The organism is Adhaeribacter swui, from assembly GCF_014217805.1.
GTDB lineage: Bacteria > Bacteroidota > Bacteroidia > Cytophagales > Hymenobacteraceae > Adhaeribacter > Adhaeribacter swui.
In genome coordinates, this window is sequence record NZ_CP055156.1 from 3006894 (window position 1) to 3022503 (window position 15610).

General features: G+C 41.8%; 13 protein-coding genes. 7 read left to right on the top strand and 6 right to left on the bottom strand.

All coding sequences use genetic code 11. From position 1 onward, the window contains the following. Positions 1 to 75 precede the first annotated feature (75 nt). Positions 76 to 609, top strand: coding sequence for a hypothetical protein (locus HUW51_RS12850; RefSeq protein WP_185270046.1), 534 nt, complete (start codon positions 76 to 78; stop codon positions 607 to 609). Between the two features lie 165 nt (positions 610 to 774). Continuing rightward, entirely contained in the window at positions 775 to 1161 is a 387-nt protein-coding gene (locus HUW51_RS12855; RefSeq protein ID WP_185270047.1) for a co-chaperone GroES, read from the top strand. A gap of 77 nt (positions 1162 to 1238) precedes the next feature. Here the strand turns inward: HUW51_RS12855 and asnB are convergent, their stop codons facing one another. The 5 genes from asnB to HUW51_RS12880 form a co-directional block, all read right to left on the bottom strand. Further along, positions 1239 to 3113, bottom strand: a complete 1875-nt coding sequence (gene asnB / locus HUW51_RS12860) for an asparagine synthase (glutamine-hydrolyzing) (RefSeq protein ID WP_185270048.1) — start codon at positions 3111 to 3113, stop codon at positions 1239 to 1241. A gap of 121 nt (positions 3114 to 3234) precedes the next feature. After that, on the bottom strand, positions 3235 to 3909 hold the full coding sequence (nth, locus tag HUW51_RS12865) for an endonuclease III (RefSeq protein WP_185270049.1): 675 nt from the start codon (positions 3907 to 3909) through the stop codon (positions 3235 to 3237). 19 nt (positions 3910 to 3928) lie between these two features. Next, on the bottom strand, positions 3929 to 4159 hold the full coding sequence (locus HUW51_RS12870) for a hypothetical protein (RefSeq protein WP_185270050.1): 231 nt from the start codon (positions 4157 to 4159) through the stop codon (positions 3929 to 3931). After that, complete coding sequence (locus HUW51_RS12875) at positions 4134 to 4733, bottom strand: RNA polymerase sigma factor (protein WP_185270051.1); 600 nt, start codon at positions 4731 to 4733, stop codon at positions 4134 to 4136. Before HUW51_RS12875 ends, HUW51_RS12870 begins: the two co-directional genes overlap by 26 nt. A gap of 565 nt (positions 4734 to 5298) precedes the next feature. Continuing rightward, positions 5299 to 5619 (bottom strand): ArsR/SmtB family transcription factor, encoded by a 321-nt coding sequence (locus tag HUW51_RS12880; protein WP_185270052.1) that lies wholly within the window; start codon positions 5617 to 5619, stop codon positions 5299 to 5301. A 380-nt stretch (positions 5620 to 5999) separates the two neighbouring features. Between HUW51_RS12880 and HUW51_RS12885 the strand changes: the two genes are divergently transcribed. Continuing rightward, positions 6000 to 8483, top strand: a complete 2484-nt coding sequence (locus HUW51_RS12885) for a bifunctional UDP-N-acetylmuramoyl-tripeptide:D-alanyl-D-alanine ligase/alanine racemase (RefSeq protein WP_185270053.1) — start codon at positions 6000 to 6002, stop codon at positions 8481 to 8483. A gap of 380 nt (positions 8484 to 8863) precedes the next feature. Here the strand turns inward: HUW51_RS12885 and HUW51_RS12890 are convergent, their stop codons facing one another. After that, positions 8864 to 9178 (bottom strand): hypothetical protein, encoded by a 315-nt coding sequence (locus HUW51_RS12890; protein ID WP_185270054.1) that lies wholly within the window; start codon positions 9176 to 9178, stop codon positions 8864 to 8866. Positions 9179 to 9563: 385 nt separating this feature from the next. Between HUW51_RS12890 and HUW51_RS12895 the strand changes: the two genes are divergently transcribed. From HUW51_RS12895 to feoB, 4 genes are all read left to right on the top strand, one after another. Then, positions 9564 to 10148: a hypothetical protein gene (locus tag HUW51_RS12895; RefSeq protein ID WP_185270055.1), complete on the top strand. Its 585-nt coding sequence runs from the start codon at positions 9564 to 9566 to the stop codon at positions 10146 to 10148. 4 nt (positions 10149 to 10152) lie between these two features. After that, complete coding sequence (locus HUW51_RS12900) at positions 10153 to 12318, top strand: cation:proton antiporter (protein WP_185270056.1); 2166 nt, start codon at positions 10153 to 10155, stop codon at positions 12316 to 12318. A 202-nt stretch (positions 12319 to 12520) separates the two neighbouring features. Beyond that, positions 12521 to 12751, top strand: coding sequence for a FeoA family protein (locus HUW51_RS12905; protein WP_185270057.1), 231 nt, complete (start codon positions 12521 to 12523; stop codon positions 12749 to 12751). A gap of 8 nt (positions 12752 to 12759) precedes the next feature. Next, positions 12760 to 14913, top strand: coding sequence for a ferrous iron transport protein B (gene feoB / locus HUW51_RS12910; RefSeq protein ID WP_185270058.1), 2154 nt, complete (start codon positions 12760 to 12762; stop codon positions 14911 to 14913). The last annotated feature ends 697 nt before the right edge of the window (positions 14914 to 15610 follow it).

Sequence of the window (15610 nt, forward strand, 5' to 3'; positions counted from 1 at the left end):
AATAAAATCAACAGGCCGGGATACTAACTAATTTGCTGCTGAAAAATTCCGGATTCATCATTAATATTTAAAAGTATGCTTAAACATGTCGCTTTTCTGCTGCTTACTTTATTGGGGTTTATGGTATCGTGTAAAGAAGTTAAAAAGCTACTCACCTTTGAAATTGAAAATAGCCAGACCATTACTCTGGATACAGGTTTACCTTTAAATAGTAGCGTAGTTTCGTTGCCGATGGATGTAACTACCAACTCCGAAGACGAATTTAAAAGCAATAACACCCAGGCCGAGTTTGTAAAAGACGTTACTTTAAAAAGTTTTAAACTTACTATTACCAACCCGCCCACCGAAAATTTTAGTTTTTTAAAAAACGCCTACGTGTACATTGCCTTACCCGATAACACCAACGAAGTATTACTGGCTTACCGCGAAAACATTCCGGATGATATTGGCAACACCATGGAACTGATTTCTACTAACGAAAAACTGGATAAGTACGTAAAATCGCCTTCGTTTAAAGTACGCACCAAAACTACCTTCGACAAATCCATCACCAGCCCCATTACTTTACGCGCCGACATGAAGTTTAGCGTCATGGCCGACCCTTTGTAGTAACTTTCCGGTAAGTTGTTTTGTTCTTAGTTAAGAGGCCGAATTTTAGGAGGGATTTTTTCTTTAATACCATGAAAAATAAGTTTTTCCGGTTAGGCAATCCGGATTACAGGCCGGTTAAAAAAAGTTTATCCGTATATTTGCCAGCCAAAATAGAAATTAATTATGCATATATCCGAAACAAATAAGTTACAGAAAATTATTATTGTGGGGGATCGGGTATTAATTAAGCCAAAATCTCCGAAAGACCAGACTAAAAGTGGCTTGTTTTTACCGCCGGGCGTGCAGGAAAAAGAAAAAGTACAGGAAGGTTACGTCATGAAAGTTGGGCCCGGCTATCCGATTCCGGCCGATTATACTTTCGAAGAGGAATCGTGGAACCAAAACGATCCGGAAGAAGATGTGCGCTATATTCCGTTGCAAGCCAAAGAAGGCGATTTAGCCATTTACCTGCAACGCGATGCCATTGAAATTAACTACCAGCAGGAGCGTTATTTTATTGTGCCGCAAGCAGCCGTGCTGATGCTCATCCGGGAAGAAGATTTAGATTAAAAAACTAATGAACTAATAGTTAAGAAGCGGCTTTAATCGGCCGCTTTTTTTATGGTTGCAGGTTCCGGTAGAAGGCACTACGCAAAGTTCTTGTGAAGCCACTTGGCGAGCACCAGCAAAGCCCACAGCTCGGTACTGTAATCGTGGCGGCCCTGGCGCAAAGCCCGGATCATGGTTTGGGTTTCCGGAAATTTTAAAAATTTAAAAATAAGATGCTGCGGATTCTGCAAATCGGCAAAAAGCCATTGGTTAGAGGCTTGTTTTAGCCATTGGCCTAAGGGCATGGCAAAGCCTTCTTTGGGGCGTTGGGTAAGCTGCTGACCGTGATGCTGCTCCAGAATACGTTTTAAAATCCACTTCGAGCCGTTTTTAAATAACAACTCAGCTGGTAAGCTTTGGGTAAAAGCTTGTAACTCATTATCCAGGTACGGTGTCCGGACTTCCAGGGAATGCGCCATGCTGGTTTTATCTGTCATTGCCAGAATATCTGAAATTAAATACTGGTGTAAATCGTGGTCTAAGCTCCACCGCAAATACCCGGTTGTTGCGCCGGGTTGCGCGCTAGGTTGCAGCAAAAACTGATAATCGGGAAGCAATAATTGCTGCAGGTGCCGGTCCATGGCCGTAAAATTTAAAAAAGTTTGCTCCGGCTGATGCGGCTTTATTTTGTAAGCTAACTTTCTTAAAAGTAAAAATTGTTTGCGCAACGGATGCTTTACCCCCGTAACGAGCAAAGGGGCGCCGGGCTTTAACAAAGGCAAGATAAAACGAGCTAAAGAACGATGCTGCAGAAAATAGTAAAAGGCCCGGTGCCGGTTATACCCACCAAAAAGCTCGTCGGCGCCGGCTCCCGAAAGCGCCACTTTAATTTTGCCTTTAACCTGTTCTGATAGATAATACGTAAGCAAAGCCGCGCCATCAGCAATGGGTTGATCAAGGGTAGTAATTAACTCGTCGAGGTAATGTAAAATAGAGGCATCTATTTCAAAGGAATAATGATCGGCTCTAAATTGTTTAGCCGCTACCCGCGAAAACCGGTAATCTTCGGAGCCAAAAACGCTCTCTGTGGCTTTGTTGCTAATGGTAAAAGACGGAAAATGCGTATAACCCAGTTGCTGCACCAAAGCCAGAATTAAAGTAGAATCAATGCCACCGCTTAAAAACAAACCCACGGGTACATCGGCCTGTAAGTTTTTTTCTACAGCCTGCAGCAATAAATCTTCGGTTTTTTTAATAATTTCTGTTTCTGGGTAGGTATTGGTAAGCAGCGTGCTCCCGGGTAAATAAGAGCAAATTTTTAGATGCTGGTTTGCATACGTCAGCACCTGCCCCTCTTCCAGTTCCAGAATATTTTTGTAAAAAGTTTGCGGTTTTAAGGCATGGCGGTAATGCAAGTAGGAGAGAAGCTGTGCCTCGTTTAGCTCTTTGGCTACTAAACCCGATGTCAGCAAACTGTTTATTTCAGAAGATATAAGCAAGTACTCCGGGGAGTGTACGTAATACAAGCGCTTTACTCCAAAACGGTCGCGGGCGGCCAATAGTTGTTGGGTTTGCGTATCGTAAAAAACAAAAGCAAACATGCCGTTTAATTTTTCTAAACCCGCTTGCCCGTAAGTTATTAATACTGCCAGCAGTACTTCTGTATCGGAGTTAGTCCGGAAAAGATAGCCGGTAGTTTGCAGTTCTTGCCGAAGCGTTTGATAGTTATACAGCTCACCGTTGTACAAAAGCAAATAACGCCTATCCGCAGAGAAAAAAGGTTGGTTTGCTGCCGACGACAGATCAATTATTTTTAAGCGATTGTGGCCAAAGTAAATTTTGCCCGCTCCGTAATTATCGGTAAAGTACGCCGTAGCATCTGGGCCTCGATGCTTATTGGCTTGCGTAAGCGATAGAATGGCTGAATCCGGCGCTTTGCCCGTTTTACTGATAATAAGATTAATGCCGCACAAACTCTTCTGGCTAAATTTTTAAAAAATTTACTTTCCGGAAATTCTTTGCCCCGTATTACGGAATAAACTAAAACAAAGGCTTTTTGTTTTGTGGAATATTGCCGCTGTAACGGCGGGTAATTTACAAGCGGTTTTCGGGGTCGTCGGGGATGGCTGGCCAGTGCGCCTGGTAAAATTTACAAAAATGCGTGAGCGGGCACTGGTCGCACTTGGGCTTGCGGGCTACGCAAATATAGCGGCCATGTAAAATTAGCCAATGGTGGGCTTTCGGAACCAGCTCTCTGGGAATATTTTGCATGAGCTGCTTTTCCACTTCCAGAGGCGTATGCGCGTTTTGCGTAACCAAACCTAAACGTTTCGATACCCGGAATACATGGGTATCTACAGCCATGGCGGGCTGGTTATAAATTACCGAGGCAATTACATTAGCGGTTTTGCGGCCTACGCCGGGTAGTTTTTGCAGTTCTTCTACGCTACTGGGTACTTCGGCGTTAAACTGCTCTACCAGCATTTTGCCCAAACCAGCCAGGTGTTTGGCTTTGTTATTTGGGTACGAAATGCTTTTAATAAACGGGAAAATATCTTCGGGAGTAGCGGCGGCCAGGTGCTGCGGCGTTGGGAATTGCGCGTACAAAGCCGGGGTTACCATATTTACGCGCTTATCGGTGCATTGGGCACTAAGTACCACTGCCAGAATTAATTCGTAAGCGTTGCCGTAATCCAGCTCGGTTTCAGCTTCGGGAAAGTTTTGGGTGAAATACTCGATTAAGTGTTGGTACCGTTCTTTTTTGCGCATAAAAAAAGTTTGCAGCGTTTTACTGCTGCAAACTTAAGTTTTTTGAATAAGTTAAAATAGAATTGATCGTTTTTTCGCTGGGTACTTTCAGTTCTGTGTTTAACTTTTCCTGCAAAATCAATAACTCTGCACAATGCTCAGCCAATTCATGATTCTGGGCAAGGGTTTGTTCAAATAGTTGTTTCTCACCCAATGCCAATTCATCGTAAATGTATTGGATGAGATCATTGTGAGTAGAGGTTTTTATCATAATCTATACTAGGGTTTGTCATCTTCTTCCGAAGATTAATCAAAGCATAGCGCATACGGCCTAAGGCTGTATTAATGCTTACCCCCGTAGTTTCGGCAATTTCCTGAAAGCTCATATCGGCGTAATGCCGCATAATCAAAACTTCTTTTTGTGCTTCAGGCAACTGCTGGATCAATTCGCGAAGCCGCTTGTGCGTATCTTCTTTGATCTGCAGGGATTCGATTGATTCTTCGGCAAATGCCAGCGTGTTAAAAACATTACTGCCATCTTCCATTTCTATGGTGGGGTTACGTTTTTCTTTCCGGAAAAAGTCGATTGCCAGGTTGTGGGCAATGCGGCAAATCCAAGAAGAAAATTTACCCTCCTCGTTATACCGGCCGCTTTTCATGGTGTGGATGGCTTTAATAAAAGTATCCTGCAACAAATCTTCGGCGGTATAAGTATCCTTTACGATTAATAAAATCGTGGTAAAAACTTTGTTCTTGTGTCTTTTAACTAAAAGTTCGAAAGCGTTTTCATTACCTGCAATATATAGCGATACCAGTTCAGAATCGCTAAGTTGGATTGTGTTCATACAAAAGCTACATAAAATTAACGTAGAGCTTTATATCATATTGTACAGATTAAAAACTTTTAAGGATATATTAAGGAGGTGTTTATGTAAATATATAGAAGTATTTTTAGAATTGCAAAGTGTAAACCTAAGTAGATGTTATTTTTTTGAAATTTTTTTTATAAAGCTCTGCAAAAACCATCCCATATTAGAAAAATTGAGTAATTACCCCTGCTTTTCTGTGCAAAGTTAAAGAATATAGATTAACCTACCCGGTTTTTAGTAAGGTAAAATTTACATCTGAGCGCTTTTTTAGAATAAAGTTTGCTTTACTTAACCAGATTTGAATTACGCTTGAAATTTTTATAAAAAGTGTCTGGTAAGTTGTTTTCAATCAGGGAAGTAAAGCCAGAATAATAGCGTGAATTTTAAAGCAAGGGCTTTAATTGTAACCTTTTGGTTTTTTGTGCTTCCGGAAGATAGCAAAAGCCTGTTTTTTCGAAATCAAGTAAACCTAAAGCAGCCAAAATTTAAAAATTAACTGCCAGTTTTTGCTGCGGTAAATCCCACTTCACTCATTTATTATTTACTCTTCGGGGGTTAGCGCATTTAAAAATTGGCTAAAAAGCTCACGTACTTTTTGCATTTGTTCCCCGTTCAGGTAATAGCAAACGCAGGCTCCGTTTACTTCGCCGGTAATCAGGCCAGCCAATTTTAATTCTTTTAGATGCTGCGAAACCGTAGACTGCGATAAAGGAAGCTCTTCCACAATGTCGCCGCAAATGCAAATCTGCTTTTGGTGGAGCATACGTAAAATAGCAATCCGGGCCGGATGCGCCAATGCTTTTGCATAGGCAGCCAGCGTAACTTCGTTTTGCCCGAATGCAGCCGCTTTAGACGTAGACATGATTGTTTTTTATGAACCGTAATTTTTAGAAAGGTAGCAAGTAATTTAATGAAGTAAAAAGGCGCAAGTATGTAGATATTAGCTGGTAGAGTTTTATTTTTTTTAATTTTGATTTTCAGCAAATATTAAAACAATCTTACGAACTAGAGTGTCAAATCAATTTTGGGTAGTTGCTTAAATAAAAATACGTTAACTAACAAAATCGGGTCGTTTAAGTTGCCGGCGAAATAAGCCAGATTTTAAAAAATTTAAAAAATCAACTTAAGATATCTTGCTGGGTAAGTTTCCTGAACCTGGTTTTGTTTACCCATCATAAACCAGAACCCACATGAATCAAAATCTTCCGGGGTTCTTTACCTTTGCAGGAATTAGTACAGCATATGATACGCTTCGAAGAACTTGCGGGCCTGACTTCAGGCACATTATTGCAATTAAAACAAGAATACGGCATTCAGCATTTATTAACGGATAGCCGGCGACTGGCCCACCCGGTTAGTTCTTTGTTTTTTGCCATAAAAGGCCCGTTTAACGATGGACACCGGTATATTTTTAATTTATACCAAAGAGGCGTGCGGCAATTTGTATTGGAAGATTACCTGGCTATTCCGGAAATTAACCACAATACTACCCTGCAGCAGCTTTTCCCGGAAGCTAATTTTTTACAGGTAAGCAACAGTTTAGCGGCTTTGCAGCGACTAACCGCCTATTACCGGCAGCAATTTAGCTTGCCGGTTTTTGCCATTACCGGGAGCAACGGTAAAACCATTGTAAAAGAATGGCTGAGCCAGTTATTAAGCCCCGACGAGCGCGTCGTGAAAAGCCCACGGAGTTATAATTCGCAAATTGGCGTGCCGCTATCGGTGTGGCAAATAAACCAGAACCACACGCTGGGAATTTTCGAAGCCGGGATTTCGCGCCCCTCCGAAATGGAAAAACTCGAAAAAATAATCCAGCCTACTTGGGGTATATTCACCAACATTGGCCAGGCTCACGCCGAAGGTTTTGTTTCGCGGGAGCAGAAAATTGAGGAAAAATTAAAATTATTTAAAAACGTTAAGCAACTGTTTTACTGCCGCGATCATGCTGCTATCCACGCGGCGGTTACGGCTGCGCAAATTCCGGCTTTTACCTGGTCGCGCAAGCAAACTGCAGATGTACGTATACTTACGGGTTCGGTGCGGGGCAACCAATATACCCTGGAATTTGCGTATCAGAATCAAAACGGGTTAGTTGTATTGCCTTTTACCGATGAGGCATCTATCGAAAATGGTTTGCACTGCCTGGCGGTTTTACTGAGCCGGCAAGTGCCCGTATCCGAAATTCAGCAGCGGTTTTTAAAGCTATCGCCGGTAGCTATGCGCCTGGAAATGAAAGAGGCCATAAACGGCTGCTATTTAATTGATGATTCGTATAATAATGATTTAAGCGGCTTAAGCATTGCCTTAAACTTTCTGCAAAACCAAACCCGCACCAAAAAGAAAACCCTGATTTTATCGGATTTGCTCGAAGCCGGTTTGCCCGAAGCTGTTTTGTATCAACAAGTAGCCGAGTTAGTCCGGATTCACCGCATTGATCGGTTGGTGGGCATTGGCCCGGTTATTAGCCAGCACCAGCCGCTGTTTCATTTACCCCAGGAATTTTATTCAAGCACTGCTGAATTTTTAAAAAATTTTAAAAACGAGAGTTTTCGTAACGAAACCATTTTGTTAAAAGGCGCCCGGGTATTTGAGTTTGAAAAAATAGTAGCAGCCTTTCAACAGAAAATTCATGGTACGGTGCTGGAAGTAAACCTGGATGCGTTGGTACATAATTTAAATTTTTACCGGGCCCGGCTTGCTCCCAAAACTAAATTAATGGTAATGGTAAAAGCTTTTGCCTATGGTAGCGGCTCCTACGAAATTGCGAATCTGCTGCAGTACCACCGGGTAGATTATTTAACGGTAGCCTATACCGACGAGGGAATTTTACTACGGGAACACGGCATTAGTTTGCCCATTATGGTCATGAACCCTTCTGCCGAGTCTTTTGGTAAATTGCAGCAATATCAGCTAGAGCCCGAAATTTATTCTTTAGAAATTTTAGAAGCCTGCATCCAGGCTTTACCGGACGATGAGAGCTATCATCAAAAAATTCATTTAAAGCTGGATACCGGTATGCACCGCTTAGGTTTTACCGAAAACGATTTAGAAGCATTATTTACGCGATTAGCCGCTGTACCGCAACTGCGGGTAGTAAGTATGTTCAGCCATTTAGCCGGTGCCGACGAAGCCCTGCATAACGATTTCTCGCAATTGCAGATTAGCCGTTTCCGGGCCATGACTGGCCAAATAGAACAACGATTGGGTTATGCCATAATTAAACATATTTTAAATTCGGCGGGCATTGTGCGTTTCCCGGAACACCAACTGGATATGGTTCGGTTGGGAATTGGTTTGTACGGGGTAGAGGCAACTGGCTCAGAACAAGATGCACTGCGGATGGTGAGCCAGCTTAAAACCACGGTATCGCAGGTAAAAGTAGTAGCTGCCGGCGAAACAGTGGGCTATAGCCGTCGGGGAATTGCCCGTGAACCTAAACAAATTGCCACCATTGCCATTGGCTACGCGGATGGCTACGATCGCCGGTTTGGGAACGGCGTAGGGCAGGTATTTATTAACGGCCAGCAAGTACCTACCATTGGTAATATTTGCATGGATATGTGCATGCTAGATGTAACCGGCCTTTCGGTAAAAGCAGGCGATAGCGTAGAAATATTCGGGAAAAACAGTACCCTTACCGATATGGCGCAACGCATTGGTACTATTCCGTACGAGCTGCTTACCAATATCAGCAGCCGGGTAAAGCGGGTATTTTATTCAGAGTAAAATTTTAAAAACGGCGCATGCAGGATAGCTTTCGTTAGCTTTTTAAGAACGGCAACAGGTTTAAAATAGAAAAGCAGCTAATAGATTCATTAGCTGCTTTTCTATTTAATTTTTTAAATTTTTAATCTTTTTTCACGCAGTTCGGTACTTTTTTACCGTTCTTGTTTTTCATGCCTTCTTGTTCGTAGCCGTTCCAGCACGGATCTTTCTTTTCGGAAGTTTTCTTTTTCGTGGCCATAGCATTGCTGGTTTTGTTTATTTGGCTGTACGTAACTATGGCGGAGGAAGCTGCGATTATCCGGAAAAATATTAATTTTTAAAAAATGCATTTCTAAAGACAATGCAAATATTGTTAGTGGGGCTTACCCAAACCGAAGCATTTATAACAGTAAAATCAATAATAAAACAATGATAACAACAGCCCCCGTAGAAAGATAAATGCCTCCACCCCGGCGGGCTTCTTTTTTTAATTCGGTTAACTCCGCCCGTAAATCTTTTCGGTCTGCTTTTGTTAATTTTGATTTATCCAGCGCCTTAATTTCATCTAACCGGGCCTGAATTTCCAGTAGCCGCTGCTCCTGTTGCGCCGAAATGTTTTTCTTGTTGGGGATGTAAATGTCATTGGCCATACCGGCTCCGGCAGAAGCTAAAAAGATTATTACGCTAAAAACAAGCGGGCGAATTAAATTTTTCATAGAGGATAGGCTTTTAAAAAAATAAAACTTTACGTTTAACAAGCATTATAAATAATAACAGGTTATTAAACTTTTATTTCGGCTAAAAGTTACGCCCCACCGGCCAGGTTTGGGTTGGTTTGGAACTTACTCCAGGCTGTTTTAAAGTTGTAAATTTTAAAAAAATTAAAATTTAATGAACGGTAAAATAACCCATAATCCAACAGTTTTGTAACTGTAATAACTTAAAGCCGGTACTTATGGTTAATAAATTACCTTGTGTTTATTTTAAAATTATGAAAGCGCTTAATCTCCTTGTTTCTATATTCGCTTTTTAAAGCTGTATCAACGTAACCAGTTCGGCTGCTGATTTGCTGGTTATTAATTACCTAAACCATTGCTGCTCATGAAACAAATTCTTTTTTTATCTTTTCTTCTCCTTATTGTTCTGTCAGGTTGCGGTATGCAGGAACGCGAAAAATTAGTGAAAAATAAAGAAAAAGAACTGGCCCGGAAAGAGCAGGAGTTAATAACCCGCGAAGAAGCCTTGCGGCTGAAAGAAGAATCTCTGGCAAAAAAGCAACAAAAATTGGATAGCACGCAACTCGATTCGGCGTTTTATAACCCAAGCATCACCGGTTCATGGAACGTACGTATGGTTTGCGTTGAAACTAATTGTACCGGATCGGCCATTGGCGATACAAAAAACGAAATCTGGGATATTTCTTACCAAAACGACCGGGTAATAGCCAAAGCCATGACCGACAATACAGTAGTAAGAACTTACGAAGGTACTTACAATAATAATCTACTGGAATTAAGAGACAATATTGAGGTTTCGCCGAACACCCCGGCTACCGAAATAGTTGTACGATTAACGCTGCTTAATAACACGCTGGAAGGGCAAAGGCAAATTATACGTTCCGGCGACTGCCGCATTGTGTACTCCATGCAGTTAGACAAGGGTAATAACGTTATTCTTTTAAATTAAGGTTATGGTATTATTAAGCGAGCTTAACTTTGACTTGCCCCTGCGTAATCCGGTAATTATATTTTCGCTGGTACTGTTTATTATTCTTTTTGCGCCGATAGTATTCAATAAAATAAAGGTTCCGCCAATTATCGGGCTTATTCTGGCGGGTATTATTATTGGCCCTTACGGTTTAAATTTACTGCTCCGCGATAGCAGCATTGTATTATTTGGTACTGTTGGGCTGTTGTACATCATGTTCACGGCCGGTTTAGAGATAGACCTGGAAGAGTTTAAGAAAAACCAGGTAAAAAGCCTGGTGTTCGGTATTTTTACCTTTATTGTGCCCATTACTTTAGGTACCGCGGCGGCTTTTTATTTGTTAGAGTTTAATATTGCTTCTTCGGTTTTATTGGCCAGTATGTTTGCCTCGCATACTTTGCTGGCTTATCCCATTACCAGCCGCTACGGTATTAACCGCATCCGCTCGGTTACCCTCACTATTGGGGGCACCATTATTACCGATATTCTGGCTTTATTGGTTCTGGCGGCCATTGTGGGCATGTACAAAGGCGATATAAGCAGTGCTTTCTGGATCCGGTTAGCTGTTTCGTCGATTGTTTTTGCGGCGATCGTTATTTTTGTTTTTCCATTGATTGCCCGTTGGTTTTTTAAAAAATTCGACGACAATATCTCGCAGTATATTTTTGTATTAGCCATTGTATTTCTGGGGTCGTTTCTGGCCGAAGTGGCTGGTTTGGAAGCGATTATCGGGGCTTTTCTTTCGGGGCTGGCCATTAACCGGTTTATTCCGCATTCTTCGCCTTTAATGAACCGCATTGAATTTGTGGGTAATGCCTTATTTATTCCGTTCTTTTTGATTGGCGTAGGCATGTTGGTTGATTTTAGCGTGCTGTTTAAAGGCATCGGGGCGCTTAAAGTAGCTGCCGTTATGATTGTGATGGCCGTTATTGGTAAGTTTCTGGCAGCCTGGCTTACCCAAAAAACTTTTCGCTTATCCCAGGACGAACGGCAAATGATTTTTGGGTTGAGCAATGCCCGGGTGGGGGCAACCCTGGCCGTGGTGTTGGTGGGGTACAACGTAATCTTGGGTGAAACGCCATCTGGGGTGCCCATTCGTTTACTTAACGAAGATGTTTTGAACGGTACTATTTTAATGATTTTGGTTACCTGCACCATTAGCTCGTTTACTGTAGAGAAAGTTTCTGCCAAAATGGCTTTGCTGGAGAATGAAGCAGCCGAAACCCCCGAAGGCGACCCCGATGAAAGAATTTTAATTTCTTTGGCTTACCCCGAAACCGTTAATGATTTAGTGGACCTGGCTTTTTTAATTAAACCGCACAAAAGCAAAGCGCCGGTGTACGCCCTGCACGTGCGCGACGAACAAGATACCTCGGAAAGCAAACAATCGGCGGGAAAAAAAATGATGGAAAAAGTAATTAAGCACGCCGCCGCCACCGACAACCATATTGTGCCCTTAACCCGGTTTGATGTAAACATTAGCAATGGCATTATTTACACCATTAAAGAACACAACATCACCGACGTAATCATTGGCTTGCACCATTTAGCCCACGAGGGCAATGCATTTTTTGGGCCTTTAACCGAAAGAATTCTGGAAAAAACCAGCGAGTCTATTTTTATTTATAAGGTAGCGCAGCCGGTTAACACTTTAAAACGCATTGTTACGGCTGTACCGCCTAAAGCCGAGTTTGAGTTAGGTTTTCAGCAATGGTTTGATCGGGTAAAAACCATTGCCCGCGAAACCGGTTTGCCCTTGTTTATTTATGCCACCGCAGCAACTGCAAAAGAACTGCAGCAACTAAACGAAAACAACAAAACCCCGCTCACCATTGTGTTTGAGCCTTTCGAGAACTGGGAAGAATTTTTAATTTTTAGCCGCGAAGTAAAACAAGACGATTTATTTATTATTATCTCGTCGCGCAAAGGCTATTTATCTTATAACTCCGAAACCGAAAAATTGCCGAAGTACCTAACCAAATACTTTGTCCGGAATAGTTATATCATTCTGTACCCGCAACAAACCGAAGACACCGCCGATCCAAATTTAAAACCTCTGGAAGAAAATGTAGAACTAATAGATAAAGCGGGCGATTCCGTAAAAAGTATTTTTAACCCCGACGAGGACAATTCTAAAAACAAAGCTTAAGAGATAGGCAAAAATTTTAAAAATTTAAAATTTGGCAAATTGCTTAGGTAAGGCTGGCTAAATCAAAGCTTTACTTAAATTAAATTTTATTTTCAGCTTTAAATTCAGGTAAAAGTAAATGATTTAGCGTCATATTTTGGAATAACCCGGAACACAATGTATCTTGCATCTGTTTATAATAAGTCTAAATAAGGAAGTATAGGTGCAGAAACGCGAAAAAAGTGTCCGGGATTTAAAAATTGGCGAAAGCGGTACTATTTGCTGCCTCAGCGATCCGGAAATGTCTTTAAAACTGCTGGAAATGGGTTGCATACCCGGTACTCCGGTTAAATTAAACAGCAAAGCTCCCCTCGGTGATCCTATTACTATCATTGTAAACGATTATACCCTTTCTTTACGTTTAGACGAAGCCGCCACCATCAAGCTTAAATAGTTTCGTCTATGGCCGAATTGATTCATCCGGAAGAGAAAATAGAAGTAAGTACTAGTGTTAATAAGCCGATTACCAAAATCGCGCTGATAGGGAATCCAAACTCCGGGAAATCATCTTTATTTAACCAGTTAACCGGTTTAAACCAGAAAGTAGGTAATTTTCCGGGCGTTACCGTTGATAAAAAAACCGGTATTTGCCAGCTTAATTCGCATCAAAAAGTCAGGATTATTGATTTGCCGGGTACGTACAGTTTGTACCCTAAATCGCTCGATGAAAAAGTAATTATTGATTTGCTGTATAACCAGCAGTCGGATTTGTACCCGGATTTAGTAATTGTTACCGCCGATGCTTCTAATTTAAAGCGCAACCTGCTTTTGTTTACCCAACTCGTAGATTTAAAAATTCCGGCGGTGTTGGCCTTAAACATGATGGATGTTGCTACCAAAGAAGGTGTAAAAATTAATCTGGAGCAGTTGCAGCAAGATTTAGGCGTGCCCATTGTGCCTGTAAATGCCCGCAATGGCAGCGGTATTGCCGCCTTGAAAATTGTAATCTCGCAGCAACTGCAAGCCCCCAAACGATCGTTTTTTAAAATTCCGGAAAATTTAGAAGGCTTGGTGCAGCAGATACGCCAGTATTTCGATCTGGAAACTGATTACCTGGCCTGGCATTTTGCCCACCAATATCAAAATTTAAAATTTTTATCGGAGACAGATAAAGGTTTTATTTCGAATCTGCTCCAGCAATATGAGTTTACGTCCAACACTTTACAAGCCAACGAAACCATTACGCGCTACACGCAGATTAACGAGTTACTGCTCGACTCGGTACGCGTAGAAAAAGCCGATAATAACGAAAAATTCAGCAACCGTTTAGATCAGATTTTAACCCATAAAGTGTGGGGTTACCTGATCTTTTTTACGGTGTTGTTTATGATGTTTCAGGCCATTTTTGCCTGGGCTACCTACCCGATGGATTTGATTGATGCTGGTGTGACCGGTGTTAATGCATTTATTCAGGAAAGGTTTGATGGACCATTAATTAGTTTGCTAACCGAAGGTGTTATTGCCGGGTTGGGTGGTATTTTAATTTTTATTCCGCAGATTGCTATTTTGTTTGCCTTTATTGCCATTCTGGAAGAAACCGGCTACATGGCCCGGGTTACTTTTATGATGGATAAAATCATGCGCAAATTTGGCCTGAACGGGAAAAGTATTGTGCCGCTTATTTCGGGCGTAGCCTGTGCGGTGCCCGCGGTAATGGCTGCCCGCAACATTGATAACTGGAAAGACCGGATGATTACCATTTTCGTGACACCGCTCATGAGTTGCTCCGCCCGGATTCCGGTTTACACGGTTTTAATTGCCTTGGTAGTGCCCGAAAAATATTACCTGGGCTTTCTAAACCTGCAAGGTATGGTGCTGATGGGCTTGTACTTACTGGGTTTTGTAGCGGCGGTACTTTCGGCGTGGGTCATGAAAATAATTTTAAAAACCCGGGAGCGCAGCTATTTTATCATGGAGTTTCCGGTTTATAAAATGCCCCGTTGGAAAAACGTGGGACTTACTATTATCGAAAAAGTAAAAGCTTTTGTATTTGAAGCCGGTAAGGTAATTATTGCTATATCGGTGATTTTGTGGGTGATGGCTTCTTACGGACCGGGCGAACGCATGGCCCAGGTCGAACAAACCGTGCAGCAACAAGCCCGGCAAAACAACTGGACCCAAGAAGAAACTAACATCCGCTTGTCCTCCGAGAAATTAGAATCTTCGTACGCCGGCGTATTTGGGCACGCGATAGAACCGGTAATCCGGCCTTTAGGTTTCGACTGGAAAATTGGTATTGCCCTGCTCACTTCTTTTGCTGCCCGCGAAGTTTTTGTAGGCACCATGTCCACGATTTATAGCGTAGGTGATTCCGAGAATATCAAAACCATTAAAGAAAAATTAATGACCGAAAAAGACGATGCTGGTAATCCGTTCTTTACCCCAGCACGGGCTTTTTCGCTGCTGATTTTTTACGTATTTGCCATGCAATGCATGAGTACCTTGGCCGTAGTTTACCGCGAAACTAAATCATGGCGTTGGCCGGTAATGCAGTTAATTTACATGAGTGGTTTAGCTTACGTGTGTTCGTTTATCGTGTACCAGATTTTTAAATAAACTAGTAATTGCTTGAAAAGCTTTTCTTTATAATCATACGCTGAACTTATACTAACCCAAACAATAAAAAGCAAAAGCCTTCTGCTTATCAGAAGGCTTTTGCTTTTTATTGTTTTATCTTGATTGCGTGGAGCTTTTGCAAGCCTTCGTGCCTTGGTGCTATCTAATTTGATTAGTAATAAGTTTGCCTTATTGCTACAAGCTTTTTCCTAACGCACGTTTTCCTTTTTCTCTGGCGCAAGTTTTCCATTCAACTTGGGCCTAGCGGCCATGTGAAGTCTCTGACTTTACTCCGGCTTTAGGCAGAACTCGCATTGGCTGTAATAAGTTGATAAAAGTGAGTTTTAGAAGTTTCATATTTTTTAAAAATTTAATATTCTACCTTCCTTACGTGGAGCCTTCTAGCTTGGTGGCTTCAAATTTTGCCTCATGGCTGGTGTTAAACCCCTCTCCCTGCGGAACCTCCCCTAAAAACAGGGGAGGAGATGGCGCTATTTCTTTATTACTGCCTATTCTCGGAATTTTGCTTTGCAGTACGGAACCGTAGCAGGTGCGAGAAAGCCAAACTAGAATCAGTTATTTTTCACTACGGCTTTTCTGACTTCAGCCTTTGGGAGTAGATCAAGTTTGTACTTAGGTTTTGGTAATCGTTTTGGAGAAAGGCTAATTCTAAACCAAAAACAAAAACTGTATTTTC

Coding starts and splice junctions, on each gene's coding strand:
- HUW51_RS12850 (WP_185270046.1), top strand. CDS start 76: ATGCTTAAACATGTCGCTTTTCTGCTGCTTACTTTATTGGGGTTTATG.
- HUW51_RS12855 (WP_185270047.1), top strand. CDS start 775: ATGCATATATCCGAAACAAATAAGTTACAGAAAATTATTATTGTGGGG.
- nth (WP_185270049.1), bottom strand. CDS start 3,909: ATGCGCAAAAAAGAACGGTACCAACACTTAATCGAGTATTTCACCCAA.
- HUW51_RS12870 (WP_185270050.1), bottom strand. CDS start 4,159: ATGATAAAAACCTCTACTCACAATGATCTCATCCAATACATTTACGAT.
- HUW51_RS12875 (WP_185270051.1), bottom strand. CDS start 4,733: ATGAACACAATCCAACTTAGCGATTCTGAACTGGTATCGCTATATATT.
- HUW51_RS12880 (WP_185270052.1), bottom strand. CDS start 5,619: ATGTCTACGTCTAAAGCGGCTGCATTCGGGCAAAACGAAGTTACGCTG.
- HUW51_RS12885 (WP_185270053.1), top strand. CDS start 6,000: ATGATACGCTTCGAAGAACTTGCGGGCCTGACTTCAGGCACATTATTG.
- HUW51_RS12890 (WP_185270054.1), bottom strand. CDS start 9,178: ATGAAAAATTTAATTCGCCCGCTTGTTTTTAGCGTAATAATCTTTTTA.
- HUW51_RS12895 (WP_185270055.1), top strand. CDS start 9,564: ATGAAACAAATTCTTTTTTTATCTTTTCTTCTCCTTATTGTTCTGTCA.
- HUW51_RS12900 (WP_185270056.1), top strand. CDS start 10,153: ATGGTATTATTAAGCGAGCTTAACTTTGACTTGCCCCTGCGTAATCCG.
- feoB (WP_185270058.1), top strand. CDS start 12,760: ATGGCCGAATTGATTCATCCGGAAGAGAAAATAGAAGTAAGTACTAGT.